The 25543-nt window shown below is 59.5% G+C and carries 23 protein-coding genes and 3 pseudogenes; 12 read left to right on the top strand and 14 right to left on the bottom strand.

Annotation, left to right across the window (positions count from 1 at the left end; translation table 11 throughout):
- Positions 1 to 7: 7 nt before the first annotated feature.
- Positions 8 to 730 (top strand): annotated as a pseudogene (locus tag IVB18_RS07780) (NAD(P)(+) transhydrogenase (Re/Si-specific) subunit alpha); the annotation flags it as partial.
- A 36-nt stretch (positions 731 to 766) separates the two neighbouring features.
- Here the strand turns inward: IVB18_RS07780 and IVB18_RS07775 are convergent.
- Positions 767 to 2050 carry an IS256 family transposase gene (locus IVB18_RS07775; protein WP_247988611.1) on the bottom strand — a complete coding sequence of 428 codons (1284 nt, stop codon included), beginning with the start codon at positions 2048 to 2050 and terminating at the stop codon, positions 767 to 769.
- A gap of 98 nt (positions 2051 to 2148) precedes the next feature.
- Between IVB18_RS07775 and IVB18_RS07770 the strand changes: the two are divergent.
- The 4 genes and pseudogenes from IVB18_RS07770 to IVB18_RS07755 all read left to right on the top strand — a co-directional run.
- Positions 2149 to 2562 (top strand): annotated as a pseudogene (locus IVB18_RS07770) (NAD(P)(+) transhydrogenase (Re/Si-specific) subunit alpha); the annotation flags it as partial.
- Positions 2563 to 2572: 10 nt separating this feature from the next.
- Positions 2573 to 2890 carry a proton-translocating transhydrogenase family protein gene (locus tag IVB18_RS07765; protein WP_007596278.1) on the top strand — a complete coding sequence of 106 codons (318 nt, stop codon included), beginning with the start codon at positions 2573 to 2575 and terminating at the stop codon, positions 2888 to 2890.
- Between the two features lie 42 nt (positions 2891 to 2932).
- The gene (locus tag IVB18_RS07760; RefSeq protein WP_247988610.1) at positions 2933 to 4330 is read left to right on the top strand and encodes an NAD(P)(+) transhydrogenase (Re/Si-specific) subunit beta; all 1398 of its coding nucleotides are present in this window, start codon (positions 2933 to 2935) and stop codon (positions 4328 to 4330) included.
- A 170-nt stretch (positions 4331 to 4500) separates the two neighbouring features.
- A complete protein-coding gene (locus tag IVB18_RS07755; protein WP_247988609.1) occupies positions 4501 to 5154 on the top strand; it encodes a response regulator transcription factor in 654 nt (217 codons plus the stop codon).
- Between the two features lie 502 nt (positions 5155 to 5656).
- Here IVB18_RS07755 and IVB18_RS07750 read toward each other — a convergent pair.
- The 3 genes from IVB18_RS07750 to IVB18_RS07740 form a co-directional block, all read right to left on the bottom strand.
- On the bottom strand, positions 5657 to 7156 hold the full coding sequence (locus IVB18_RS07750) for a CoA-acylating methylmalonate-semialdehyde dehydrogenase (RefSeq protein ID WP_247988608.1): 1500 nt from the start codon (positions 7154 to 7156) through the stop codon (positions 5657 to 5659).
- A 303-nt stretch (positions 7157 to 7459) separates the two neighbouring features.
- Positions 7460 to 9091 carry a cation acetate symporter gene (gene actP, locus IVB18_RS07745; RefSeq protein WP_247988607.1) on the bottom strand — a complete coding sequence of 544 codons (1632 nt, stop codon included), beginning with the start codon at positions 9089 to 9091 and terminating at the stop codon, positions 7460 to 7462.
- Positions 9092 to 9094: 3 nt separating this feature from the next.
- On the bottom strand, positions 9095 to 9349 hold the full coding sequence (locus IVB18_RS07740; protein WP_247988606.1) for a hypothetical protein: 255 nt from the start codon (positions 9347 to 9349) through the stop codon (positions 9095 to 9097).
- 499 nt (positions 9350 to 9848) lie between these two features.
- Here IVB18_RS07740 and IVB18_RS07735 point away from each other — a divergent pair, with 499 nt between their 5' ends.
- On the top strand, positions 9849 to 10448 hold the full coding sequence (locus IVB18_RS07735) for a glutathione S-transferase family protein (protein WP_247988605.1): 600 nt from the start codon (positions 9849 to 9851) through the stop codon (positions 10446 to 10448).
- Positions 10449 to 11039: 591 nt separating this feature from the next.
- Here the strand turns inward: IVB18_RS07735 and IVB18_RS07730 are convergent.
- The 3 genes from IVB18_RS07730 to IVB18_RS07720 form a co-directional block, all read right to left on the bottom strand.
- Positions 11040 to 11504 (bottom strand): RidA family protein, encoded by a 465-nt coding sequence (locus IVB18_RS07730; protein ID WP_247988604.1) that lies wholly within the window; start codon positions 11502 to 11504, stop codon positions 11040 to 11042.
- Complete coding sequence (locus tag IVB18_RS07725) at positions 11498 to 12217, bottom strand: SDR family oxidoreductase (RefSeq protein WP_148776631.1); 720 nt, start codon at positions 12215 to 12217, stop codon at positions 11498 to 11500. The genes IVB18_RS07730 and IVB18_RS07725 overlap by 7 nt, the downstream gene beginning before the upstream one ends.
- A gap of 65 nt (positions 12218 to 12282) precedes the next feature.
- The gene (locus IVB18_RS07720; RefSeq protein ID WP_247988603.1) at positions 12283 to 12717 is read right to left on the bottom strand and encodes an organic hydroperoxide resistance protein; all 435 of its coding nucleotides are present in this window, start codon (positions 12715 to 12717) and stop codon (positions 12283 to 12285) included.
- Positions 12718 to 12836: 119 nt separating this feature from the next.
- Between IVB18_RS07720 and IVB18_RS07715 the strand changes: the two genes are divergently transcribed.
- Positions 12837 to 13736 carry a LysR family transcriptional regulator gene (locus IVB18_RS07715; protein ID WP_148776633.1) on the top strand — a complete coding sequence of 300 codons (900 nt, stop codon included), beginning with the start codon at positions 12837 to 12839 and terminating at the stop codon, positions 13734 to 13736.
- A gap of 222 nt (positions 13737 to 13958) precedes the next feature.
- Here the strand turns inward: IVB18_RS07715 and IVB18_RS07710 are convergent, their stop codons facing one another.
- Together IVB18_RS07710 and IVB18_RS07705 are read right to left on the bottom strand one after the other, a co-directional pair.
- Positions 13959 to 14975, bottom strand: coding sequence for a D-cysteine desulfhydrase family protein (locus IVB18_RS07710; protein WP_247991581.1), 1017 nt, complete (start codon positions 14973 to 14975; stop codon positions 13959 to 13961).
- A 111-nt stretch (positions 14976 to 15086) separates the two neighbouring features.
- Complete coding sequence (locus IVB18_RS07705; RefSeq protein WP_187437328.1) at positions 15087 to 15650, bottom strand: TetR/AcrR family transcriptional regulator; 564 nt, start codon at positions 15648 to 15650, stop codon at positions 15087 to 15089.
- A 129-nt stretch (positions 15651 to 15779) separates the two neighbouring features.
- Between IVB18_RS07705 and IVB18_RS07700 the strand changes: the two genes are divergently transcribed.
- Positions 15780 to 16724 carry a pyridoxamine 5'-phosphate oxidase family protein gene (locus IVB18_RS07700; RefSeq protein ID WP_247988602.1) on the top strand — a complete coding sequence of 315 codons (945 nt, stop codon included), beginning with the start codon at positions 15780 to 15782 and terminating at the stop codon, positions 16722 to 16724.
- Positions 16725 to 16862: 138 nt separating this feature from the next.
- Positions 16863 to 17807 (top strand): MBL fold metallo-hydrolase, encoded by a 945-nt coding sequence (locus IVB18_RS07695; RefSeq protein ID WP_247988601.1) that lies wholly within the window; start codon positions 16863 to 16865, stop codon positions 17805 to 17807.
- A 257-nt stretch (positions 17808 to 18064) separates the two neighbouring features.
- On the opposite strand, the gene IVB18_RS07690 is transcribed toward IVB18_RS07695, so the two are convergent.
- From IVB18_RS07690 to IVB18_RS07670, 5 genes and pseudogenes are all read right to left on the bottom strand, one after another.
- On the bottom strand, positions 18065 to 18538 hold the full coding sequence (locus IVB18_RS07690) for a nuclear transport factor 2 family protein (protein WP_247988600.1): 474 nt from the start codon (positions 18536 to 18538) through the stop codon (positions 18065 to 18067).
- A gap of 218 nt (positions 18539 to 18756) precedes the next feature.
- A complete protein-coding gene (locus IVB18_RS07685) occupies positions 18757 to 19536 on the bottom strand; it encodes an MOSC domain-containing protein (protein ID WP_247988599.1) in 780 nt (259 codons plus the stop codon).
- Between the two features lie 25 nt (positions 19537 to 19561).
- Positions 19562 to 20356, bottom strand: coding sequence for a haloacid dehalogenase type II (locus tag IVB18_RS07680; RefSeq protein WP_247988598.1), 795 nt, complete (start codon positions 20354 to 20356; stop codon positions 19562 to 19564).
- A 388-nt stretch (positions 20357 to 20744) separates the two neighbouring features.
- Positions 20745 to 21945: pseudogene (locus IVB18_RS07675) on the bottom strand (adenylate/guanylate cyclase domain-containing protein).
- A gap of 132 nt (positions 21946 to 22077) precedes the next feature.
- Positions 22078 to 23073: an alpha/beta hydrolase gene (locus tag IVB18_RS07670; protein ID WP_247988597.1), complete on the bottom strand. Its 996-nt coding sequence runs from the start codon at positions 23071 to 23073 to the stop codon at positions 22078 to 22080.
- A 217-nt stretch (positions 23074 to 23290) separates the two neighbouring features.
- Between IVB18_RS07670 and IVB18_RS07665 the strand changes: the two genes are divergently transcribed.
- The 3 genes from IVB18_RS07665 (at position 23291) to IVB18_RS07655 (ending at position 25409) form a co-directional block, all read left to right on the top strand.
- Positions 23291 to 23878, top strand: a complete 588-nt coding sequence (locus IVB18_RS07665) for a TetR/AcrR family transcriptional regulator (RefSeq protein ID WP_256476714.1) — start codon at positions 23291 to 23293, stop codon at positions 23876 to 23878.
- Positions 23879 to 24418: 540 nt separating this feature from the next.
- Positions 24419 to 25072: a ParA family protein gene (locus tag IVB18_RS07660; protein ID WP_247988595.1), complete on the top strand. Its 654-nt coding sequence runs from the start codon at positions 24419 to 24421 to the stop codon at positions 25070 to 25072.
- On the top strand, positions 25062 to 25409 hold the full coding sequence (locus tag IVB18_RS07655; RefSeq protein WP_247988594.1) for a hypothetical protein: 348 nt from the start codon (positions 25062 to 25064) through the stop codon (positions 25407 to 25409). Before IVB18_RS07660 ends, IVB18_RS07655 begins: the two co-directional genes overlap by 11 nt.
- The last annotated feature ends 134 nt before the right edge of the window (positions 25410 to 25543 follow it).

Below are 25543 nucleotides of genomic sequence, written 5' to 3'. Positions count from 1 at the left end.
GTTGAATATGAAGATTGCCGTTGCCAAGGAAATCGATCCGTCGGAGCCGCGCGTTGCCGCTTCGCCTGATACGGTGAAGAAGTTCAAGGCGCTCGGCGCCGAGATAGCCATCGAGCCCGGCGCCGGCCTCAAATCGGGCCTGCCGGATTCCGAGTTCACCGCGGTCGGCGCCACGGTCAGCGCGGACGCGCTGAAGGACGCTGACATCATCATCAAGGTGAAGCGCCCCGAGGCGTCCGAGCTCGCGCAGTACAAGCGCGGTGCGCTCGTTATCGCGATCATGGACCCCTACGGCAACGAAGCCGCGCTGAAGACGATCGCCGATGCCGGCGTCGCCGCCTTTGCGATGGAACTGATGCCGCGTATCACGCGCGCGCAGGTGATGGACGTGCTGTCGTCGCAGGCGAACCTCGCCGGCTACCGCGCCGTGATCGAGGGCGCCGAAGCTTTTGGCCGTGCCTTCCCGATGATGATGACCGCCGCCGGCACCATTCCGGCCGCAAAGGTGTTCGTGATGGGCGTCGGCGTTGCCGGCCTCCAGGCGATCGCGACCGCGCGGCGCCTGGGCGCCATCGTTACTGCCACCGACGTGCGGCCCGCCACGAAGGAGCAGGTGGAATCGCTCGGTGCCAAATTCCTCGCCGTCGAGGACGAGGCGTTCAAGAACGCGCAGACCGCCGGCGGCTACGCCAAGGAAATGTCGAAGGAGTACCAGGCCAAGCAGGCCGCGGAGCTATCGCCAATTTTTGGTGACGGCCGGAGCCGGTCAGGCGGCGGCGGTTGCGGGCTGACGGTCGGTCGGCTTGGCGATGACCTCGATCCCGTTGTTGAATGTCACACCGAGAACGAGTTTTGGCAACTGGTTGTGGCCATCGAGACGACGCCAATTTTTCTGGGCGCCCTCGACCAGTTTGAAGACCATCGCGAGCGCGGTCTTGTTGGATAGACAGCCCTTCGATCGGATCGTGCGATGACGCACGGTGGCGAAGGTGCTTTCGATGGGGTTGGTCGTGCGCAGGTGTTTCCAATGCTCTGCCGGGAAGTCGTAGAAAGCCAGCAGCGTGTCTCGATCCTTGCGCAGGCAATCGGCGGCCTTCTCGTATTTCAGCGCGTAGCTCTCGATGAAGGCGTCGAACGCCAGCTCGGCTGTGGCCTTGGTTTCGGCCATCCATATCTCCTGCAACGCGCGTTTGGCTTTCGGCTGCTGGCTCTTCGGCAGCTTGGCAAGTACGTTGGCGGTCTTGTGCACCCAGCAGCGCTGCTCGCGCGTTTTCGGCCAGACCTCACCGGCCGCCTTCCAGAACCCGAGTGCGCCATCGGCGATGACGAGCTGCGGGGGCACGTCGAGCCCGCGCCGCTTCAGGTCGAGCAGCAGATCGCGCCAGTCGTGCGCGCTCTCACGGGCGCCATCGGTGAAGCCGACCAGTTCCTTGCGGCCCTCCGGCGTCGCGCCGATCAGCACGAGGATGCACTGCTTTTCGTCTTCGAGGCGGGCTTCGAGATGGATGCCATCAGCCCAGATGTAGACGTAGCGCTTGGCCGACAGATCGCGCTTCTGCCACGCGCCGTGCTCGTCGAGCCAGCCGTCCTTCAGTCGGCCGATGGCGGATGCCGACAACCCGGCAGCATCCTTGCCAAGCAGCGCCGCCAGCGCTTCGGAGAAGTCGCCAGTCGAAATACCCTTCAGATATAGGATCGGCAACAGCGTTTCGATCGACTTCGAGCGGCGCATGTAGGGCGACAGGATCGACGGCGAGAACCGGATGCGGCCAGGATCGGCAGCGGCCGCCTCACGATCGCGTACACGTGGCTGGCGGACGGCGACCGGACCGATGCCGGTCATCACCTCGCGCTCCGGCAGGTGACCGTGGCGGACGACGCGCTGGTGGCCGTCCCGGGTCTTCAAATCGGCATGCTGGCCGAGAAAGTCCGCGACCTCAGCCTCGACCGCTTTGGCGAGAAGGGCACGTGCCCCGTTGCGCAAGACTTCTGTGAGTTGATCGTCGAAGATTCCTGGCTGAATCAGTTGGATGACGTTATCGTTGGACACGGCATATCGCTCCTTCGGTGGAGAAGTGGAGGCGTCAAGCACCCCCACGATATGCCGCCTTCCCGATTCCCGCCGTCACCAACTTTCGGCGACAGCTCCAGGCCGCGCTCACCGCCGAGCACATCAAGAAGCAGGACATCGTCATCACCACTGCGCTCATTCCGGGCCGGCCGGCGCCGAAGCTCGTCTCGGCTGACATGGTCAAGTCGATGAAGCCGGGTTCGGTGCTGGTCGATCTCGCCGTCGAGCGCGGCGGCAATGTCGAGGGTACAAGGCCGGGCGAGGTCGCCGAGGTCGATGGCATCAAGATCGTCGGCTACACCAACTTGGCCGGCCGCGTCGCGGCGTCCGCTTCCAGTCTCTACGCGCGCAATTTGTTCAATTTCATTGAGACCATGGTCGACAAGGGTAGCAAGGCGCTGGCCGTGAACTGGGACGACGAACTTGTCAAGGCCACCGCGCTGACCAGGGACGGCGCCGTCATCCACCCGAACTTCCAGCCGAAAGCTTAGGAGAGCCGCCATGGAGCATATCGCACAGGTCGTCGACCCCTTCGTCTTCCGGCTGTCGATTTTCGTTCTCGCCGTCTTCGTCGGCTATTTCGTGGTGTGGTCGGTGACCCCGGCGCTGCATACGCCGCTGATGAGCGTGACCAACGCGATCTCCTCGGTGATCGTGGTCGGCGCGCTGCTCGCGGTCGGCGTCGGCATGATCTCCAGCGGAAGCGGCTGGGCACGCGGCTTCGGCTTCATCGCGCTGATCTTTGCCTGCGTGAATATCTTCGGCGGCTTCCTTGTCACCCAGCGCATGCTGGCGATGTACAAGAAGAAGGTGAAGTGAGCGGCGTGCACCTCGGGGTGACGAAGACAAAGGGGACCTGAGATGAACGCCAATCTGGCTGCAGTTCTGTATCTCGTGGCGGGTGTGCTGTTCATCCTGTCACTGCGCGGGCTATCCAGCCCCGCCTCATCCCGGCAGGGCAATTTCTTCGGCATGATCGGTATGGCGATCGCCGTCGCCACCACACTGGCAAGCCATCCGCCGGCGGACGGTCTCGCGTGGATCCTCGTGATCCTCGGCATCGCCATCGGCGGCAGCGTCGGTGCCGTCATTGCGCGCCGGGTGCCGATGACCTCGATGCCGGAGTTGGTCGCGGCCTTCCACTCGCTGGTCGGTATGGCCGCGGTGCTGGTCGCCGCCGGCGCGTTCTACGCGCCCGAGGCCTTCGACATCGGTACGCCCGGCAACATCCATCCGCAGAGCCTGGTCGAGATGTCGCTCGGCGTCGCCATCGGCGCTCTGACCTTCACCGGCTCGGTGATCGCGTTCCTGAAATTGTCCGCGCGGATGAGCGGCGCGCCGATCATCCTGCCGTTCCGCCACATCATCAACATCGCGCTCGCCGTGGCGCTGGTGTTCTTCATCGTTGGGCTGGTGATGTCGGGTAGCGCGCTCGACTTCTGGCTGATCGTCATCATCGCGCTGGCACTCGGCGTGCTCATGATCGTCCCGATCGGCGGTGCCGACATGCCGGTCGTGATCTCGATGCTGAACTCCTACTCCGGCTGGGCCGCCGCCGGCATCGGCTTCACGCTCGGCAACTCGGCGCTGATCATCACCGGCGCGCTGGTTGGCTCCTCGGGCGCGATCCTGTCCTACATCATGTGCCACGCGATGAACCGGTCCTTCATCTCGGTCATCCTCGGCGGCTTCGGCGGTGAGACCGCGGCGGCCGGCGGCGGTACGGGCGAGCAGAAGCCCGCCAAGCTCGGCTCGGCCGACGATGCCGCCTTCATCATGAAGAACGCGCAGAAGGTCATCATCGTGCCCGGCTATGGCATGGCGGTGGCGCAGGCCCAGCATGCCCTGCGCGAAATGGGCGACATCCTGAAGAAGGAAGGCGTCGAGGTGAAGTACGCCATTCACCCGGTCGCAGGCCGCATGCCCGGCCACATGAACGTGCTGCTGGCCGAGGCCAACGTTCCCTATGACGAAGTGTTCGAGCTCGAGGACATCAACTCCGAGTTCGCGCAGGCCGACATTGCCTTCGTGATCGGCGCCAACGACGTCACCAACCCGGCGGCCGAAGAGGACAAGACCTCGCCGATCTACGGCATGCCTGTGCTCCAGGTCTGGAAGGCCGGCACCGTGATGTTCATCAAGCGCTCGCTCGCCTCCGGCTATGCCGGCATCGACAATCCGCTGTTCTATCGCGACAACACCATGATGCTGCTCGGCGACGCCAAGAAGGTCACCGAGAACATCGTCAAGGCGATGTAGAGGCGGCCGGCTCTGGACACGACCAAGCCATCTTGGAGACTGCGGATGGGTGTCGGCAACACGGCCCAATCCGGCTGCCTGCGATCCGCAAACAGCCCTACCGAACCTGCCGCCAGCGATGGTGAATAAGCCGGGCAGTCTCGTCCTGCTGATCGAAGCTGAGCCCAAAGATGCGTAGCCTCTTGCGGTCGGGCTTCACCGTCCATGGCTTTTCAGTCGTCGAGGCGGAGAACGCGGCCGATGGCCTAAAGACCGCAACGTTCAATCCGCCTGACCTCGTGATTCTCGATCTCAGTTTGCCGGACCTACACGGCGGCGAGGCGCTCGAGCGGCTGCGCTCCTGGTCCAACGTTCCGGTCATCGTTCTCTCCGCCGAATCCAACGAGGACGAGATGGTTCGCCTGCTGCGGTCGGGCGCCGACGACTATGTAGCGAAGCCATTCGGCATGGCCGGGCTTCTTGCCCGCGGCCAAGCCGTGTTGCGTCGACAATTCAAGCGCGCGATCGAGAGCCCGGTGGTCGTGGTTAGGCCGCTCGCCGTCGATCTTGCCGGCCGGACGGTGTTGCTCGCCAACACCAGGATCAAGCTGACGCGCAAGGAGTATCACTTGTTGCATATCCTGGCGAAACATGTCGGGCTCGTGGTCACCCACGATCAGTTGCTGAGGGAGATTTGGACCGGTAACCAGCGGGATAACATCCAGTACCTCCGAATATTGGTGCGCAAGCTCCGCCAGAAGATCGAGCCGGACCCCAATCATCCGCGTCTGCTGATCACCGAATCGGGGATCGGCTATCGGCTCGAAAAAGGTTCTAGAAACTAGCTCGACCGATTGACGAGCCCACAGTCCCCGAACCGGCTCGCCCGGAACACATTCCGAATAGCCGCAAATGCCGCCAACAAGCAGTCGACCCATTGGCAATATCAGTCCTGTCCGTAGACGAGTAAGATGGCCTCAAGTTGCGAGCACATGGTGTGATGACCGACGAAATTGCCGGCGTGCCAGCACCACCAATGAGGGCTAAATTCTAGAAAAGGACATTTATAGTCGCCCACAAGGCCAGCGGAGTAGCCGGCTTCATAGATTTCATGGAAAGAGAACCATGTGTGCATGTGAGCGGACAGTTCTCACCACCTTCCCAAAGCGCCGAACGCAGTGTGTTTGGCTGCTCGCTCAGTGAACTCTGATGATGCCGTAAGCCGGCGTACTTCGCGCAAGGCGATGGAGTAGCTGCATTCCTGGTCACGGCCGCCACGTTTTCACAATCGGCGGTTTCTTCAGGAGCCGGCCCGCTGCCGGGTAAGCAGCGGGCCGGCCGTTGCGATCATGACATGGTGGGCATCACGAACTCGGCGCCGGCGCGAATGCCGGTTGGCCAGCGGCTCGTGATCGTCTTCATCCGGGTATAGAAGCGGACGCCTTCCGGGCCATGCATGTGGTGGTCGCCGAAGATCGACGCCTTCCAGCCTCCGAAGGAATGGAATGCCATCGGTACCGGGATCGGCACGTTGATGCCGACCATGCCGATCTTGATCTTGTGCGCGAACTCCCGAGCCGCGTCGCCGTCACGCGTGAAGATCGAGGTGCCGTTGCCGAACTCGTGCTCGTTGATCATGCGCGCGGCAGTGTCGTAGTCGGCCGCACGGGCGACGGACAGCACGGGGCCAAAGATCTCTTCCTTGTAGATCTTCATGTTCGGAGTGACATGATCGAACAACGACCCGCCGATGAAGTAGCCGTCTTCGTAGCCCTGCATGTTGAAGCCGCGCCCGTCGACGAGCAGCTTGGCACCCTCTGCGACGCCGGCGTCGATATAGCCCCTGACCTTGTCCAAGTGCTGCTTCGTGACCAGCGGCCCCATTTCCGCTTCAGGATCCGTGCCAGGTCCGATCTTGAGGCTGTGGATCTTCGGCTCCAGCGCCGAGATCAGCCGGTTCGCAGTTGTCTCGCCGACCGGCACTGCGACGGAGATCGCCATGCAACGCTCACCGGCCGAGCCGAAGGCGGCGCCCATCAGGGCATCGACCGCCTGGTCCATGTCCGCGTCCGGCATGATGATCATGTGGTTCTTGGCACCGCCCAGCGCCTGGCAGCGCTTTCCAGTGCTGGCGGAGGTCTCGTAGATGTACTTTGCGATCGGCGTGGATCCCACGAAGCTGATCGCCGAGATGTCGGGATGATGCAGCAGCGCGTCGACGGTCTCCTTGTCGCCATGGACCACCCCGAATACGCCGTCGGGCAGACCCGCTTCCTTGAGCCATTCTGCCACGATCACGGACGCCGACGGATCGCGCTCGGAGGGCTTCAGGATGAAGGTGTTGCCGCAGGCAAGAGCCACGGGAAACATCCACATCGGCACCATGGCGGGGAAATTGAACGGGGTAATGCCGGCGACCACGCCGAGAGGCTGGCGCATCGAGTAGCTATCGACGCGCGTTCCGACGTTCTCGGTGATCTCGCCCTTCAACAGCTGCGGGGCGGCCGTCGCGAACTCGACAACTTCCATACCACGCTGAATTTCGCCGACCGCGTCGGAGTGGACCTTTCCATGCTCGGCGACGATAACGTCCGCGAGCTGGCTCGTCCGTTCCTCGAGGATTCTGAGGAAACGGTTGAGGATCCTCGCTCGTCGCAAGGGCGTCGTCGCCGCCCACCCCGGCGCGGCCTTCACGGCTGCAGCGACGGCATCCGCCACATCCGCGGCGTTCGCGATCGGCACCGATGCCGCTTGCTCACCGGTCGCAGGGTTGAAGACGAACGATGACCGCTCGTTGCGGCCAGATACGCGCTGGCCATTGATATAATGCTGAACTTGCCGAACCACGATGAACCTCCTTGGTACCCGAATGACCGATGCGAAGAGTTGGCAACCGACCTCGAACACTGGTTGCAAAACGTAAAGCTACGTCGGTCGCGCCGTTCCCGTCCAAGGTATCGGCAAACAACAGCCGCAGAGCCTCGGCGAACGCCGCACTCGTCCTTGCGCCGCGTTCCGTCAGTCAGCCTACGAGCGCCATGTTCGCTCGTACTTTCCCCGCGACCTTATGTTTGCTTCTCGCCGTGAATGCGCCCCGAAATGCTCATGTTGTCGGGCGTCGACTTGTGCGGATCGGGCTCGCGCATCGATCTACTCCACGTATCGCGCAACGGATGGCCCCGTTAGGCGCCAATCCCCCTCAGGTTCTGCCTTGGTGATCGATACCAGCCAGCAGACAAGCAGCGTCAGTGGCAAGGTGACGAGCGCCGGGGAGTCGTACGGAAAGATCGCGGGACCAAGACCCAGCACCTTTGACCAGATCGTCGGGCCCATAGCCGTTAGAACAACCGATGAGATTAGCCCGAAGTTGCCACCGATGACTGCACCACGAGTCGTCAGGCCGTCCCAGTAGATTGCCAGGATCAGCAAAGGGAAGTTGGCGCTGGCTGCGATCGCCGTCGCAAGCGCAAGGAGGTAAGCCACATTCTGGCCCTCGCATGCCAGTCCGAGCAATATGCCGAGCACTCCCAATGCCACCGCGGAGACCCGCGACACTTGGAGCCGCGTGCGCTCAGTGAGTTGCCGTCCGGACAAACCGACGACGAGGTCGTTGGCAGCTGACGAAGCGCCCGCTATGAGCAGTCCGGAGACGACTGCCAGGATCGTCGCGAACGCAACCGCAGAGATGAATCCCGCTAGGATGCTTCCGCCAACGGCCCTCGCCAGATGGATGGGAGCCAGATTGTTTCCGCCAAAGAGTGCGCCATTGGGGCTGGCGTAGGTGGCATCGCCACGGAGGAGCGCGATACTGCCATATCCGATAAAAAACAGCATCACAAAGAACAGGCCGATCAGGCAGGTCGCGTAGAACACCGACAGACGCGCTGCGCGCTCGTCGCTGACCGTGAAGAAGCGCATCAAGATATGCGGCAGCCCGGCCGTACCGAACAGGACGCCGACACCCAGCGACAGAGTCGCAACTCCATCCTGGGCGAAACCACGAACGTCCATAATCCCGTGGCCGATCGGATGATTGCTCACCGCCGTCTTGAAGAGGTTCGACATGTCAAATCCGAACCTAACCAGGACCAGCGCCGCGATCATGGAACTTCCGCCAATCATCAGGACGGCCTTGATGATCTGTACCCATGTGGCGGCGCGCATGCCGCCGAGGGTCGAAAACACAATCATGAGCGCGCCGACCATGATGATCGCCGGCGAATAACCGATTCCGAACAGCAAGGAGATAAGTTCGCCGGCGCCGACCATTTGCGCGACGAGGTAGAAGCTCACGATTACGAGGGTAGACGAACCCGCCAGAATGCGAACCGGCCGCTCTCTCAATTTATGAGTCAGCACGTCTGCGAAGGAATACTTCCCAAGGCGACGCAGCGGCTCCGCAACGAGAAACAGCACAATGGGCCAACTGGCCAAATAGCTTGCGGCGAGGAACATTCCGTCCAGGCCGGAAGCATAGATTGCACCTGACAGACCGAGAAAGGCGCCGGCCGACATGTAATCGCCCGCAATGGCCAATCCATTCTGTCCTGACGAGATTGAGCTTCCTGCCGTAAGATATTCCGATGAACTGGTTGCGCGGCGCGCCGTCCAGAAGCTGATGAGCAGCGTAAGCACTGCGAAGACTACGAAGAACAAGATGGTCGAACCGTCAGCCTGGCGAGCTTGAGACTCCGACTGCGCCGAGTACGCCGATCCGCCAACACCGATGGTATATGCAATCGCGAGCAGGAGGCGGCTCATGCCATTCCGTGACATACGCATCACTCAATCTCCGTGCCGCATGAACACGAACAGCCCGGTCAGGATAACGCTGACAGCCATGCAACTGGCCAACGCGATCATCGCTGGACTAAAGGTAGTTGAGGCAATGGCGGCAGGCTCCGGGTGCCGTGCGCTGTAGATCACGAAGGCCATCATCCCCAAATATGAGAGGATCATCGCGAGCATCAACCGGACGCGGAGCGTATCTGGCCTGTTGGCAGCAACGCATAATGCACGCACTTCGGCGATTCTGTGCATATTTCCCACCCTGCAGTGAATTGTGTGCGTCGCATATTTTGCGATCGTGTCGGTTCAACGCTAGGCAACCGCTGGCGCCACCATCAAACGCATTTTCGAGATAGCCGTATCTTCTGTTGAGATTGGCGGACGGCCGATCTTGCATTCGCAGGCTCTATCGATCGCCCCGCACGGCTCCGCCAGAGCGATTCAGCACCACCGATCGACCGGTCGCGGAGCTCTGGCCCCCGTCCTATCGGCGCGACAGATACCACGTTCAGTTCAAATCGCTTCGCCTGAACATATCAAGTTCATAGGCTAGTTTTGGAAGCCGAACTGGAGGACATCTGGCGACGGCAAGTGGTGGATGCGCTCACGAACGACCCAAATGACGATCGACGTTTCCATTGAGAAGATGCTCCGTACTTGACCATGCGATGGCGGCCGCCTCCAACCGGCGATTCCGACGCAACCATGGCATCGACGGCATCAACTCATAGGTTCTTCTCGGGAGATTCTCATGAAGCTCTATTGGTCGCCGAACTCGCCCTACGCGCGAAAAGTCGTGGTAGTTGCCAAGGAGCTGCGGATCGACGATCGTGTCAAACTCATTGAGACATCTGCGGTGCCGACCAAAGAGAACTCTGAGCTTTCGGCACTCAATCCGTTGACCCGCATACCGACGCTTCAATTGAATACCGGCGAGACTCTCTTCGATAGCAGCCTGATTTGTGAGTACCTGGACGAGTTCGCAGACGGTGGATTGCTGCCGGCGCCTGGGCCAGCTCGCCGGCAAGTGCTCAAGCTCGAACTGTTTGGCCTGGACATCATGGACCGGGCTGTCGTCTGCCGCCAAGAAACCCTACGGCCTGAAGGCCACCGCTGGAGCGGATGGGTCGACGCTCAGTTTGATCGGACCGGCAAGATCCTCGACGTCCTTGACGCCAACGCGCCGGCACTCGATCCCGATCTCGGCACCATAACAGTCGGTTGCGCACTTGAATATCTTGACTTTCGCTTCGGCGACCGCCCCTGGCGATCGCAACGACCGCACCTGACAGCCTGGCACGAGCAATTAGCTTTGCGGCCGAGCATCGCAAGCACAAGGCATCCTCAGTGATCAGAGTTCCGAGAACAGCGGCTTGCTCGTTAGCCGTCGTACAATTGTGCAGGCTTGCCAAACTCAATCCGCCGCCCCTCGGCGGAGCCGGTCGCTTTTGACTGGCAAAGGAGATCACCACCCTTCTGGTGCGTTCTCCCAGACTCGCCGGGATCTTCTTGAAGGTCCCGGCGCTTTTTATGTCATTATGTCCGCGGCAGAGATTTGAGCAGCGATTACTGTCGCTCTCACTCGATTGATGGCGTTCCCATCTCGGTAGACCCTCGAAACCACGAAGCCGCCCTGCACCACAGCGATGAGCGTCATCGCAAGCTCGCTGGCGTCGAGACGTTTCACGAGCTCGCCGTTGGTTTGCGCCTCACGGAGGCTGTGTGCGAGGATCTCCTGGAGTTTGAGGAAGTAGCCCGGCCCGCGCGAATGGATGGCGAAGCACCCTAGGCTCCGCAAATAGCTTGGTACGGTCAAAAGCTCAAACCATACCACCAGGTGGCGGAGAAACCCTCTCGTCGCGTGAAGGTCTCACTTCTACCAATCGACTTCAGCGCGATAGTTGAGACCGACATCAGCATTCCGCTGAGGTCGGTCCGCAACTTACGACTTCGTCTCCATGATGACCTCTAATTCGACCGGCGTGTCCATCGGCAACCTTGCAACGCCTATCACAAGCCGAGCTGACATCTTGTTCGGGCAAAACACCTTGTTGAACAGTTCAGAGGCACCGTCCGCCACGCTTGGCTGATCAACAAGATCGCCCGAGGTCGCAATATAGACGCCAAGCCTGACAACGCGTGCGACCTTGTCAAGCGATCCTAGACTCTCTCTGGCAACAGCCAAGGCATTGAGAGCTGCGAGCTCCGCCGCCTCCCGGCCTGCCGCGCCGTCCAGCTCCTTGCCGATACGTCCAACAAATTTCGGCTTCTGGTTTTCGACGGGTAGCATGCCGGTGAGGAACAGCAGATTGCCGGTCTGCACTGCCGCGACGTACGCGCCGAAAGGCTTGGGTGCCTGCGGGAGTTGGATACCCAACTCCCGCAGGCTGACTTCCGCGCTTACCATCTTCCGGAATGCGCGCCGCCATCAACGTGCAGCGATTCCCCGGTAACATTCTGCGCTTCGGTCAGATAGACGATCGCATCGACGATATCCTTGACGCTAGAGACCGTGCCCAACGGGGCAAGAGTCTTCAGAAACTCGTGCGGGTCGTCCTTGTGCAGGGGGGTGTCCACCATGCCGGGCGCGACCGTGTTAAAGCGGATGCCCTGCTTCGCATATTCGACTGCCAGGTTGCGGGTCATGGCCTCCAGGCCGCCTTTGGTGATCATCGGCACCGAAACGGTTAGGCCTGCAATCGGGTTTTCGACCAGCGACGAGGTGACGCCGACGACACTGCCGCCCGACTTCTGGGCCAGCATCTGCTTCACGGCATGTTGCGTGATGTAAAGATAACCTTCCAGGTTGGTTGACGACAGCTTCTTCAGATCTTCACCCGTATAATCGGTAAATGCCTTGGGAAAGAAGATGCCGGCATTGTTGACCAGCGCGTCGATCGAACCGAACTTGCTGATTGCGGTCTGAGCAACCTTCGCGGCCACCGATGCATCACCGATATCGCCGTCAACCAGCGCGAGCTTGGCGGACGTCGGCAGTTCCTTTGACTTGCTCACGCTGCGAGATGTCGCGACGACGTTGTAGCCCTTGTCGAGGAAAGCCTTCACGACGCCGGCACCGATGCCCTGGGAAGCACCTGTTACGATAACTGTCTTGCTCATGATATTCTCCGTTGTTTTGGGTTGATCGTCGGAAGGTCAGTCGCTTGAACCTTCCGCTCGAAACTTCATTGCGCTGCGACGATGTCTACGCGCACGTCGAGGCTGTTCCGCGTCGCATTCGAGTAGGGGCAGATCTGATGAGCCTTCTGCACCAGCGTCTCGGCATCAGCTTTTGCCAGCCCGGGCAGAAGAACCGCGAGGCCGACCTCAAGGCCGAAACCGCCCTCGGCGCGCGGACCAATTCCCACAGTTGCTTTGACGGTGGTATCGGCCGGCACCTTCGGGCCACCTTGTGTCGCGACGAACTGCATCGAGCTCAGAAAGCAGGCGGCATAACCCGCAGCAAACAACTGCTCCGGATTGGTGCCCGGGGCACCGTCGCCACCGAGCTCCTTGGGCCGGGTCAGGCTGACCTTCAGGTTTCCGTCGGGCGTCGTGGCATGACCGACACGGCCTCCCGTCGCTGTGGCATTGGTTCTGTATAGAACATTGGTTGGCATGGCTTTCTCCTCTTCATGGGCTTGTTGTTCGCTGTTGGGAGGAGAATGGGCGCTGCCGGCCTGATTGATTAGGCGGAAATATCTGGAATTACATTTCCATTTATGGGAAAATCGCCGAAATGGCCGATTTGAATGACATTGCTGTATTCGTGAAGGTCGCGCAGCTCGGGAGCTTTAGCCGCGCTTCGCACGCTCTTGGCATGCCGGTTTCCACCGTGAGCCGGAAGGTATCTGCACTCGAGTCGGAACTGGGTGTCACGCTGCTGCAAAGGACGACGCGAAAGCTCGCGCTTACTTCGCAAGGGCAGGATTATTTCCACCAATGCAGTGAGCCGCTGAACCTCTTATTCGACGCTGAGCGGGTTTTGACACAAACCCAGAGGAAGCCGGAGGGGGCACTCAAGATCTCCGTGCCCGTAGTTTTAGGGCAAGATCCATTTCTTGAGTTTATCTCCGATTTCCTGAAACTTTATCCGAGGATCAAGGTCGACCTTTTCATCACCAATCTGTTCCTGGATCTGATCGCGGAAAATGTCGATGTCGGCATTCGCTTTGGTGAACTGAAAGACTCGAGCTTGATTGCCAAGAAGCTTGGTAGCCAGGTTCGCTATGTCGTTGCCTCTCCTGAATATTTGAAGGATCGCAAGCCTCCAACCAAGCCCGCCGACCTCGGGCTACATCAGTGTGTCCTGCTCAACGGCAAGAACAACGAAGCGGAGTGGGAATTGCTGAATGGACGCAAACGGGCGGAAATCCGGGTCGCCGGCCCTATTTCGAGTCGAGACTTCCAATCGGTCAGCACGTTTGTCTATCGAGGGCACGGCATCGGTCTTTTGCCCTCGACCTATTGCAACGACAAGATCGAAAAAGGCGAACTTGTGAGGTTGCTGCCCGACTGGGCTTCGAGGCAACTCGAAGTGCACGCCGTCTATCCCACAAGGAATTTCTTGCCTTCAAGGCTACACGTATTCCTTGAAGCGTTGAGGGCCTGGAAGAGCCCCTTGTGGACCTTACCTTAGACGAAACGAGCTACATACCGACGTTGCCGCGAGGGCAACCGAACTTTGCCGGTCAAAGGGTTCGGGCTCCATAGCAATGGCCAAGACATCCAAACTCTCGATCTCCTGCATCGCTAGACCGGCGCCCTCCTGGAATAAGATCGCACCGACGTCTTCATGGCAACGACGTATCGTCCCCCGGCCTCGGTTGTGATTTCCTATCTTGATCTTAGACGGTATTTTTTACTCGCCAGGCCGAAATTCCTTTCGATAGGCGAATAGCGCCGGAGTTCCGCCAGACATGATGAACAGCACATTTTGTCCAGGCGTGAGGGCTCCATTAGCAATGTCGTCCAGCAAGCCCGCGAAGGCCTTTCCCGAATAGACCGGGTCAAGGAGAAGGCCCTCCTGGCGAGCCATGAGCCGAACCGCCTTTTTCATGGCCTCTGTCGGAATGCCGTAACCCTCGCCAAGCTGTGCGCCGCTAATATTGACTTCGTCAAGGGAAACACCGGGAGATTCAAGCAGCTCCAACGTCGCGTTGATTTTTTCAAGTGTCCCGCGGCGAGCGTCCTCAACTCTTGCCAGCACCGCAAACGACTTGACTTTGGCTGCACCTGCGCCGAGGGCGGCGAAGCCCGCCGACAGGCCAGCATGCATCCCGCCGCTGCCATTTGGCACGATGATGTGCTGAAAATGGATGTCCTGCGCAGCCGATTGTGCCGCAATTTCACTCGCGCATGCTGCGTAGCCAAGACACCCTACTGAGGACGACCCCCCGGTCGGAGCTACGTAGACCTTCCGGCCGCTCGCCCGGAGAATTTCTGCGCGCTCCTCGGCGACGGCCAGCGTGCTCACGTTACCGGCAACATCGTGAATTGTCGCGCCGAACAAATCATCGAGAATGATGTTACCATTCTCCGTATAGTCTTCGTCGTCGCGCGCTACCACGCGCCCGAGAACCAATTCACAACGCAGCCCGTAGCGAGCGGCAGCAGCAGCCGTCAGCCGCGCGTGGTTGGACTGTCGTCCGCCAACGGTGATGATGGTATCCGCGCCTTGTGCAATAGCATCGCCCAACAGGAATTCGAGCTTCCGCAACTTGTTGCCGCCTCCACCAAGGCCCATCACATCATCCCGCTTCACAAAGAGACCAATTCCGTTCAACTGCTCCCCTAGCGCAGCTTCAATTCGTCGAAGCCTTTGGATCGGAGTCGCTAGATCAAGTAGAGCGACGCGAGGCATACGCCGAAGATGCAAGTCGAGTGTCTCGGTCATGGAGGCGCCTACCTAGGGTAAAGTGATGGGAAAGGGAGAAACCGTTCAATATCACCCGGCGTCTATTTCAACCCGAAGACCGCCACCTCCTGCTCAACGGCGAGGGAGCGGTTTGAGCAAGGACTTGGCCATCTCAGTGGCCTGATTGATGGCGTTTCGATCGCGGTAAACCCTCGAAACGACGAAGCCGCCCTGCACGACAGTTATGAGCATCAGCGCAAGCTCGTTGGCATCGAGTCGTTTCGCGATTTCTCCGTTGGCTTGAGCTTCACGAAGAGCTGCCGCAAGAAGCTGCTGCAGTTCGCGGAAATAACGTTCGACCGGTTTCCTCAACGAAGCCTCGGCGATGGACGACTCGCAAGCAAATCTACCCATCCTGCAACCTTTTAGCCCGTCGCGAGCAACGTCGAGAAAGCGGAAGACGCGATCCAACCCAGAACCATCCGTTCCGACGGTCTCGCGCGCGAACTCACACATTTCATCGGACACCTCACCCAGAGCCACCGACGCGAGGTCCAGCTTTCCCTTGAAGTGGTGATAGAGACTGCCTTGCCCTGCACCACTTTCTTCCAGCAAGTCGCGCGGACTTACGCCCTCGTAGCCGCGCTCCCACATCAATTTCTTGGCCGCCTTAACAAGCTCGCCCTTCGCCTTCATGACATCCTCATGATCGCGTCGAATCAACCGAACGTGATTGTATTGTGTAACTACTAGTACGTAAAGACAACTGGCGATAATGGGGATCAGCCATGTTTTCTCAAGGCGCGCGGCCATGATGGAATTATTATGATGAAGGCCACGTCTCCCTTTCACGCCGGCGAGCAAACGATCCAAAGCCTGGCCGGCGTACGTGATCGCATGGAACTCAGAGGGCGCGCAGTCATCCGAGACTACATGCCGGAGCAGCATCGAGCGTTCTTCGCTGCGCTACCGTTTATGGTCGTGGGAATGGCGGACCAGAACGGACACCCCTGGGCCACCACTTTGTCCGGCCCTCCAGGGTTCATGAATTCTTCGGACGCGAATCTGCTCACCATCAAGTCATGGCCCGATCCGGGTGACCCCTTGCATTCGTGTATTCGAGATGGTGCTCCGGTCGGGGGCCTCGGAATCGAGCTTTCGACGCGTCGCCGAAACCGGGTCAACGGCCGCATCGAAAATTGCGTTATCGGCGAAGGTTTCTCGATCAGGGTTCAACAGAGCTTTGGAAATTGCCCGAAATACATTCAGGCACGTAGCGAACGGTCGCGGATCTGCTCCAGGCTCGCGCCCGAAACCCGAACGGCTTCCCATCTGGGCGATGACGAGGTTAGCTTCATTACCGAGGCCGACACTTTCTTTATCGCATCTCGGTCGCCGCAGCTCGACCCGCAAGAATCCTCGCAAGGTCTCGACGTCTCCCACCGCGGCGGGCGTCCCGGCTTCGTGCGGGTGATATCGCCAAACGAACTTAGCTTCCCGGATTATAGCGGCAACTTGCTATTCAATACGCTTGGCAATCTGGAAACGGACGCGCGCGCCGGGCTTCTATTCATCGACTTCCAGAGCGGCCGGATGCTGCACATCATCGGTAGAGCTAGGATCTGCTGGGACGTTTCGGAGACGATGCGGTCCGCTGGGATTGAGAGGCTCATCTTTCTCGACATCCAATGCGTCTTGAACCGCGAGCATGCATTTCCGCATTTGTTCGACTTTGTCAGCTACTCGCCGCATCTGGGGACGGAGGGTTAGGATGCCAAAATTCCCCAATAGAAAGTTTGCGATCGCTTGACACGAGATGCCGGCTTCGGCCGGCGGACCGCGAATGGCCGTCCTCGCAGAAAAAGTAAGGAGACAGCGATGCTAAATCTAACCCGCCGGAACGCTCTGTTGACGGCAGCAGTTGCAGGAGCAGCGTTCGGCCTGCCCAAACCGGTCTCGTTCATCGAGGCTGCGCTCGCCCAAAAGGGACCGGAATCCGGCAAGGGCTTTCGCCCGTTCAAGTTCGGTAAGGTCGAGGGGTTCATCTTAAACGATGGCGTTTGGGAGAAACCTCACGATCCGTCATTTATCAAGGATGTGTCCGTTGACGAAACCAAAGCCGCGCTGGCGGCCGCTGGAATCGCGAATGAAGTCGTGCCGATTCCATTTAATGTCACCTTGGTCAAGCTCGGCAACGAAACGGTTCTGTTCGATGCCGGCACGGGCGGTCAGTTTCAGCCCACAGCCGGAGCGATGATCGCCAATATGGCGGCAGCCGGTATCAAGCCGGAACAGATCACGAAGGTGATCGTTTCGCATTTCCATCCGGACCACGTTTTCGGGCTTATGAGCAAAGCTCCAGATAACACGCCGACATTCCCGAATGCCGTGGTTTACGTACCAAGCAACGAGTATAAGTTCTGGATGGATGAAAGCATCTTCACCAAGCTTCCTGAGAAGCAGCATGGCCTGCCCAAAAGACTTCAGGCGATGTTCCCACTCCTGAAGGACAAGTTGAAGCAATACGAGTGGGATACGGAAGTTATTCCGGCCATCCGCTCGATCGCGGCACCAGGCCACACGCCGGGCCACACCGCATTCCATGTCGCATCAGGTAGCGAGCAGCTGATGGTGCTGAGTGACACGACGAACATGCCCGCCCTGTTCGCGAAGCACCCGAATTGGCACGGCGCAATCGATGCTAACCCAGTTCTTGCGGAAGCGACGCGGCGCAAGCTGTTCGATCGTGTCGTAGCCGATAATGCGCTCGTTACCGGCTACCATTTCCCGTTCCCGGCCGTTGGTAAGATTGTGACGGACGGCGCGGGTTATACTTTCGTGCCCGTTGCATAGCCAAGCACGACGTGGACGGAGGCGGCCATCGATTCTCAATCGGTGGTCGTTTCGGCGCAGCAACTTTTGGATTCTCGAGACGAGCTTGCTCGGATACCAGAAATCGTAAGTCGCCCATACTGCAGTTCCACGAAGGAGGAGCATATCGACTTTCGGAGCTTCTTGCCGCAAGAAGCGACATTCGCCGGCGTTGCTCCGCAGGCCACCTCAAACGGGGCAAACTAGCTGCGCACACATGCACGCCCTATGCGTGAGCCTCAAAGCCCGAGTTCTGAGAGCCCTGGATGGTCCGCGGGACGCGGTCGTGAACGATCCCAATGGAATTTGCGCTCAGATTCCCTGATCGGAAGATCGTTGATGCAAGCAAAGCGCTTTTCCATCAATCCATTGGCGGCGAACTCCCAGTTTTCATTCCCGTACGAACGAAACCAGCTTTCGCTATCGTCATGCCATTCGTAGGCAAACCGCACAGCGATCCGATTCTCCGTGAATGCCCAGAGTTCCTTAATCAGGCGGTAATCGAGCTCCTTCGTCCATTTGCGCCTAAGGAACGCGACTATCTCCGAGCGACCTCGGATAAACTCTGATCGATTTCGCCAGTAACTCTCCGGAGTATAGACGAGCGCGACCCGTTCAGGATCGCAGGAATTCCAACCGTCTTCGGCGCCTCGCACCTTTTGCATGGCGCTTTCACGAGTAAAAGGTGGAAATGGGGGACGGGTCTCAGTCACGACGAATTCCTCGTTTTAGGTTTAGATTGAACAAGACGACGCAAGCTTGCTCGAGAAACTTGCGAGGGGCCCTACTCACTGCGCGGCTATGATCGCTATGCCTGTTCGGGTTATTTCACCAATGGCTCGTGGACGGCTGGCGCACCGCCCAGCCCCAAAATCGACGATACCCCTCCTGCGACGCGCACGAGGCTGGATCACCGTGTCGTGCTGGTTGCTTAGCCGGCCGCAGTGACCGTGTCGCCGATGCGCAACACTCCTCCTTTGATCACGGTAAGATAAATGCCGAGATGAATGTGACCGAAAAAGCGCATTAGCTCGCGCGGGACATTGATGTCCCGGATTGCGCTGTCGGGATTGACCTCAGTGGCTGGACAACGGCGGGTCAGCCGCATGCCCCGACACCGAACGGCACCCAGCATTAGCTCGTGGTTGAGCCACTCGTTTTCCACCCACGGATCGAGTCCCTCGACGAGAACATTCGCCCGGAACCTGCGCGGATCGAGCCGTTCGCCGATGCGCGCTTCGAGGTCCCTAACCGAAGCCAGGTTAAGCACCGATATAGCGTGCATGAGCTCGGACGAGTGCACCCCGACGTCGGTGAAGCAATGATTGGCCGCAGTGACGAGTCGCGGCTTCGATGATTTTTGATCTTCGGGAAGAAATCGTGCGAGGAACGCTGCGATCGCGGCGCGACCCTCGGCGCAGTGGACATTTGCCAACAATCTTTCCGTGCCGTCGATCGCCGACAACAACCCGGTGCTACCGTCGTAAGATGTGTTCAACCGCGCCAAAGCTTCCTGGCGTGCCAGCACCATGAACTCGAATTTGCTTAGCGGCTGAGGATTTCTTTCGTCAAACACGGTCGCGGGCAGCGCCAACGCAAATGCCCTGTCGCCTGACACATCTCGACCAGCTTGCAATGTCGCCGAGTTGAGGGGCTCATATGAGAGCCGCTTGATCGGGTATCTAGACAATCCTGAAACCTGAGCTGGCATGACGTCCACTTCGTCGCAGGGGGAGCTATGCAGTGACGTATCTTGCCAATTCGGTGAGCGTCGTCCCGATGGCATCAGGCCTCACACCCAACTCCTCAATGGGCGCGTTCACGTGATTGACCCAGAAGGTATTGAGGCCGAACGATTTGGCACCTGCTGCGTCCCACCCCCCGAACGCCGCAAACACGATATTTTCGCGCGGCAAATTGAACACAACCTCGGCCATCTGATAGGCGCGCGGGTCCGGCTTGTAAGCCTTCACGCGATCGGTGCTCAAAATGTGCTCGAATAGATCGAGGATGCCGGCGCTCTGGCTCATTTCTGTCAGCATCTTGGGGGTCAGATTCGAGACGTAAGCGAGTCGGATCCCTGCTTGCCGCATCGATTTAAGCGCCTCGACCGCCTCCGGCCAAGGTTTCACGCGAAGGAAGGCATCCATGAATTTGTCGCGCGCATCCGGCTTGAGCTCGATCTTCGCAGCCTTGAACGCGAACACCAACGCATCGTCCAGGATATGCCAAAAATCCACATAAGTCTGGTTGAGAGTCCTGAGCCAGCAATATTCGAAGATTCGCGTGCGCCAGGCACTGGCCAACTGAGTACCTTTGCCGGGGAGGATTTCATCAATTACCGCGTCAACCGAGAGCGGGTTGAATATCGTGAACGCATCGAACCCGATCGCCTTGATCTTTCCCATCGCCGTCTGCGCAGATGCATCCGTGCCAAACACCTGCGCAGCTCCCCCTACTACAGCGGTCGCGCCGGTCATTCGCAACAAGTCACGGCGGGTCGTTGTTTTGGGCTCAATCTGACGGATCATCCGAGTTTCCATGATTGCTTAGTCTTTGGTGGCCAGTGCGGGGCACAACGATAGTAGGTCGGCGCACCTGTCCGTTGTGCCTCGCTTGTCGTTCATGGTGTTGAACGCGGGTACGCGCGCGCAGTCAGCTCAAGATAAAGGGATTGCTTGGGCATCTCCTAAGCCTCGTTAAATCGTACATACTAGTTGGTACAATGCAAGTAAGAACTTTGTGTGGCGCGCTCGACGGCGAGAACTATTTGGAAGCCATGTCCGACAGCCGCTTTGTGAGTGGCGCAGGATCTTACGCGGTCCGAAGCGGTCTCTCGCCCGCCGATCGGCATCAGCGGGCTCCCCAGGCCGATTAAATCCGCTCGGGGAGCTCCGGCGTTGACCAATGGACCAGCATTCAGCCGTGATACGCAAACAGCTCGATTGGATCACTGAAGCCGCGCACCGGATATTCGCCGACGCGTTCGAGGTCGAAATCGCTGTTGACGAAGTCCGCGAACGCACGGGACAGCAGCACCGTTCGCCCCAGTTGTTTGGTGAGGGTTTCGAGACGCGAAGCCATGTTGACCGCCGGACCGATCACCGTGAAGTCGAGCCGGGCCTGTGACCCGATATTGCCGTACATGACGTCGCCGACATGGATGCCGATGCCATAATTGAGCGGCTCACGGCCGGTCTCGCCGTTCTTTTCGTTCAAGGCAATCATGGCCTGGCGGGCCTCAGCCACGGCATGCAGCAGATTTGCACAGGCCGACGGGTTGCTGAGCGGAAAGATGGCGAGCAGACCGTCTCCCATAAATTTTAGTATTTCCCCGCCATGCCGTGCAATCGGTTCCGACATCGCGTCGAAATAGCCGTTCAGAATGTCAATCACGTCATCGCTGCGGCCAGTTGTCAGAGATCCGGGTGAAATCGCGAAGATCACAGATCATGATGGCGGCGCGTACCGTCGTTCCGCTTCCGCGCCTGGTGGCGCCAGCCAGAACGAGTTCGCTGGCGTGCGACCCGACATAGGTTTCGAGCAGCGTTCGCGCCAGCCGGTTCTTCATACGGATTTCGCTGACCAACGCCAGAACAGGCAACAGCCTTAACAGGCCGGCGATATGCGCGTCGTCGAAACCTCCGGGCTGGTCGGTTGCAAAGGTCACAATATGCCGCTTGCCCAATGTATGGTACAGCGGCCACGCCACATAGTCAGTGAGGCCTTTCGCCCGCATCCTATCATAGAAGACGTGCTTGCGACTCAACGCGGGGGTGCGCTCCAGATTCTCGCGTACCTCGGCGGACCCGTCATGGAGTTCGTTTGCGGGACTGTCGATGTAGTCGGAGCGCTCCCTGACATCGTAGTCGACTCTCCTAAGCTCGGCTTCGCGCATCCCGTCGGCCCACATGATCCGGGAGCCGAGCCACTGCGGATGGACAATCATGAGATGAAGCGTCGCCCGTTTGACCGGAACGCCCGCTCGCTGGAGCCGAAGGCACAGCTCAGCGAAAATATTGTCGAGGAAACGCTCGTCGCGCGTGTCGTTCGTCAGCCAGTGCAGAACATCGCTATCCGAATGCGCGGTGACGTGATCGATGTTTGGCGACGCGTTCATATCTCGCTCCTGAGCCGTGACCTAGATCCGCCTAGAGGGGCCAGAAGTCACGAAAGTCCCCCTGCTTGTGACGGGGCTGCGGCGCCGGTTGGACCCAGCCGCGCGGCGCCGCACGACGTAACGCGAGCTAACTCACGAACGGCGCGGCAGGAAGTCGACGACAAGTCTTGTCGTCGCGGCCGGTTGTTCTTCCGTGATCCAATGCCCGCAATCCGGGATCGTCGCAACTTCGACATTATCGGCGACACCCCGGATCACCTCACCGATCATAGGAGCGAATGTAGCTTCGCCACCCAGGGCCAGGACCGGCATCTGAAGCTTACCTTTCGCAAGGAACGCCTTGTTATCGATCGCATCCTGGCTGAACGACAGGAACTGGGCAAAGCCCGCTCGCATTGCGCCGGGTTGCGCATAGAGCGCGGCGTAGTGCTGGCGCTTCGCCTCATCAAACCGCTCCGGGTGCCGGGAAAGTTCGTTCCAGAAGCGGTCGAGATAGATACGCTCGCGGCCGGCGACCAGACGCTCCATGTCCTTACCACCGAAGCCAAAGTGCCACATGGCCGGCTCCTGGAGGATTTTCTCCCAGGGGCCGATGCCGGGCAGCGGCGCATCGATCGCCACCCATCGGGTCACGCGCTCCGGGTGGGTGGCGGCAATTGCGTAGCCGACCATAATGCCGATGTCGTGCGTCACCAATTCGAACGTACGCACACCCAGGACATCCAGGACGCCCACCACGTCCACCGCCAGATTCTTCTTCTCATAGCCGCCATCGGGCTTCGACGAGAGGCCAGACCCACGCAAGTCGGGTATGATAATCGTGTGATCCTTGATGAGGGCACTCGTCAGGTGACCCCACATGTCGCCCGAGGTGCCGAAGCCGTGCACAAGGACCACCGCCGGGCCTTGACCGCCGACCCGCACATGGATGGATGTACCGTTGGTTTCGATCGTTCGCGTCTGCATCACAGCCGGGAAGGAATAAATCCCATCTACTTGGACATGCTCGCTCATCTGTTCGCTCCTGGTTTGGGCGCGTGCCGCACCCGTTAGTGTGAACTGGGTCACCGCGCCCAGGCCGATAGCGGTCGCGCTCAGAAACTCGCGGCGATTGAGGTGCTTGATCATGCGAATTCCTCCTGTGCAGATCGCGGTCGATGTGTGCGTGCAAAGAGCCGTGCCGAAGCCGGGATAAAGTCTCCGACTATCGGTGGGCGAAGCCGGGCACCGCATCGGCTCAATGTATTTTATAACGACCGTAATAAAACATGCAATAGATTTTTCTAACGAATGTGATAAAACACGGCAGCAAGCTATTGCTCTCACCAGTGGCAGACAAATCTAGATGGCCAGGCCTAGGGAATTCGATGAAGACACGGTGCTAGAAGCCGCAACACAACGTTTCTGGAATAATGGCTATGAGGCGACATCGATGCGCGATCTCTCCGATCGCACCGGCATGACCACGCCGAGCCTCTACAATGCGTTCGGTGACAAGAAGGCCATCTACCACCTCGTGCTCGATCGGTACGTCCGTCGGGCACTCGAGTCCTGCTCTGCGATTTTCGGGAGCGATGAACCACCCTTACGCGCGTTGGAGCGGTACTTCGATGCTCTCATAGAGGAGACGCAAGCCGATGCCCTGCAGAAGGGATGCTTCGTCGTCAATACCGCGCTCGAGGTCGCCCCGCATGACGCTGACTTCCGCGATCTGGTTACGACCGTCTTCGCCCAAATTGAGAAGTACATGCGCGATTGCATTGTCCGCGGCCAGTCAGACGGGACAATTCGAACCAAGCTGCCGGCAACCGACCTGGCCCGCCTCTTCCTAGGCGCAATGCTAGGCATCCGCGTGCTGGCGCGGACCAGCTCGGAACGCGAGCTCCTGACCGGTGTCGTCCGCCCGCTGTTCGCACTGCTAAGGACAAAGTGAAAGGTTGAACGACGCGCGCCGACCCGCGGTGGCAGACGATTTCGCCATTAAGGCCTACGATGCATTCACGGACAAGTTCGAGCGTATGGATGTATTGCTCGCTATGGACCCCTTGGCTCGGCTGACTACGGCCGCGATGGTCGGTCGTGCAACGCATACGATGCAGTGATGCAGTGATGCAGTGATGCAGTGATGCAGTGATGCAGTGATGCAGTGATGCAGTGATGCAGTGATGCAGTGATGCAGTGATGCAGTGATGCAGTGATGCAGTGATGCAGTGATGCAGTGATGCAGTGATGCAGTGATGCAGTGATGCAGTGATGCAGTGATGCAGTGATGCAGTGATGCAGTGTCGGCCCCTGTCCAGTCCTATGTCAGGCGCAGTGGCGGTTTCGACGGATTTAGCTGTGGACAAGCTTGTCCGATTTTTACCGGTTCTTTTTCCAAACGCAGAATCTCGCCTGAGTCCATCAGGGACTGTCCACAAATTTTGCTCTCGATTGCGCAATTTGATCCGCGAGCGCCCAGCTGGAATGCTCGATGACCGAAAGTGGGCGCGGGCAAATGAAAGTTTTGGCGACAGTTCAACAGAAGGGTGGGACAGGGAAAACTACCACGTCCCTGAATATTGCCGTGGCGACAGCGCTCCGCGGCTATCGCGTCGCCTTGCTGGACACGGACCCGCAGGGATCGCTGCAGTTGTGGAGGAGCCTGAGAAGAAAGCGGTGGCCGTGTGTGGTAGATCTGCGTGCTGACGAGCTTTCCGGGTGGCTCGCACGCAATCGTCACCAGTTCGATCTTGTTATCGTTGACACGCCGGCGCACGACGGCCGGACGATCGCTGGCGCGGTCAAAGCGGCCGATCTTGCTCTCATCGTTACCCAGCCCACCATGCTGGCGACGTCGGTCGCAATGCGTCTCAGGAACCTGTTTCGTGATCACGGCATCGCTTTTGCAATCCTTCTGTCCCAAACGCCGCCGACCCTGAGCTCCCGCCTCATCCAATGGATCGATAACCACCGCATGTTGGGCACCGTTGTGCAGGGACAACTTGCCTACCGCTTCGCGTATCAGGACGCCATCGCCGTCGGCATGGGGGTTCTCGAATATGAGCCGGAAGGCCGCGCAGCCGCCGAGGTTCAGATCGTCACCGAGTGGATTTTGCGCCGACTGGAGGTACTCAATGAGCCGTAATCCCAAGGAAGCTCTCAACGCAGGCTCGCGGCATCTTCGCGATGCCCTCACCTATTCGCAGTCCAATCGATCTCAGGGCCCGGCCGGGGAAACCCTGCGGACGACCGTCTCTATGAGGCCGGACCTTCATGGCGCGCTACGCATATTGGCGGCCACCCAGGGATGCCGGCTGAACGACCTCATGCTCGTTGCGATGGAGGACCTGCTGGTGCGACAGGGCGTCCTTCCGGGTGCTGTCAGCCGCCCTGTCCTGCGACACCGGCTCGAAAGGGCGGAACAGTCAGGGCCGAACGAGCATCCGGACGCCTCCCTCCTGCCCGACCGGACGTTGGAGTAGAGGGCCGGGCAGCAATCATCGGACCGTAAAGCCGGCGAACGACATCTAGTGAACCGACTAGATGTCGCCGAATACCGGGTTCGCTGCTTTCTTCCCTCTTGCAGCCTCCTCGGCCATGGTGAGCGGGAGGAGAA

The organism is Bradyrhizobium sp. 186, assembly GCF_023101685.1.
In the GTDB taxonomy this organism is placed as follows: Bacteria; Pseudomonadota; Alphaproteobacteria; order Rhizobiales; family Xanthobacteraceae; genus Bradyrhizobium.
Note: the sequence above shows the minus strand (reverse complement) of the source record. Positions and strands in the feature narration are given on the sequence as shown.

Coding starts and splice junctions, on each gene's coding strand:
- IVB18_RS07740 (WP_247988606.1), bottom strand. CDS start 9,349: ATGCACAGAATCGCCGAAGTGCGTGCATTATGCGTTGCTGCCAACAGG.
- IVB18_RS07680 (WP_247988598.1), bottom strand. CDS start 20,356: ATGATCCGTCAGATTGAGCCCAAAACAACGACCCGCCGTGACTTGTTG.
- IVB18_RS07735 (WP_247988605.1), top strand. CDS start 9,849: ATGAAGCTCTATTGGTCGCCGAACTCGCCCTACGCGCGAAAAGTCGTG.
- IVB18_RS07700 (WP_247988602.1), top strand. CDS start 15,780: ATGATGAAGGCCACGTCTCCCTTTCACGCCGGCGAGCAAACGATCCAA.
- IVB18_RS07715 (WP_148776633.1), top strand. CDS start 12,837: ATGGCCGATTTGAATGACATTGCTGTATTCGTGAAGGTCGCGCAGCTC.
- IVB18_RS07720 (WP_247988603.1), bottom strand. CDS start 12,717: ATGCCAACCAATGTTCTATACAGAACCAATGCCACAGCGACGGGAGGC.
- actP (WP_247988607.1), bottom strand. CDS start 9,091: ATGCGTATGTCACGGAATGGCATGAGCCGCCTCCTGCTCGCGATTGCA.
- IVB18_RS07665 (WP_256476714.1), top strand. CDS start 23,291: ATGGCCAGGCCTAGGGAATTCGATGAAGACACGGTGCTAGAAGCCGCA.
- IVB18_RS07765 (WP_007596278.1), top strand. CDS start 2,573: ATGGAGCATATCGCACAGGTCGTCGACCCCTTCGTCTTCCGGCTGTCG.
- IVB18_RS07725 (WP_148776631.1), bottom strand. CDS start 12,217: ATGAGCAAGACAGTTATCGTAACAGGTGCTTCCCAGGGCATCGGTGCC.
- IVB18_RS07685 (WP_247988599.1), bottom strand. CDS start 19,536: ATGCCAGCTCAGGTTTCAGGATTGTCTAGATACCCGATCAAGCGGCTC.
- IVB18_RS07755 (WP_247988609.1), top strand. CDS start 4,501: ATGCGTAGCCTCTTGCGGTCGGGCTTCACCGTCCATGGCTTTTCAGTC.
- IVB18_RS07660 (WP_247988595.1), top strand. CDS start 24,419: ATGACCGAAAGTGGGCGCGGGCAAATGAAAGTTTTGGCGACAGTTCAA.
- IVB18_RS07760 (WP_247988610.1), top strand. CDS start 2,933: ATGAACGCCAATCTGGCTGCAGTTCTGTATCTCGTGGCGGGTGTGCTG.
- IVB18_RS07670 (WP_247988597.1), bottom strand. CDS start 23,073: ATGATCAAGCACCTCAATCGCCGCGAGTTTCTGAGCGCGACCGCTATC.
- IVB18_RS07655 (WP_247988594.1), top strand. CDS start 25,062: ATGAGCCGTAATCCCAAGGAAGCTCTCAACGCAGGCTCGCGGCATCTT.
- IVB18_RS07705 (WP_187437328.1), bottom strand. CDS start 15,650: ATGAAGGCGAAGGGCGAGCTTGTTAAGGCGGCCAAGAAATTGATGTGG.
- IVB18_RS07730 (WP_247988604.1), bottom strand. CDS start 11,504: ATGGTAAGCGCGGAAGTCAGCCTGCGGGAGTTGGGTATCCAACTCCCG.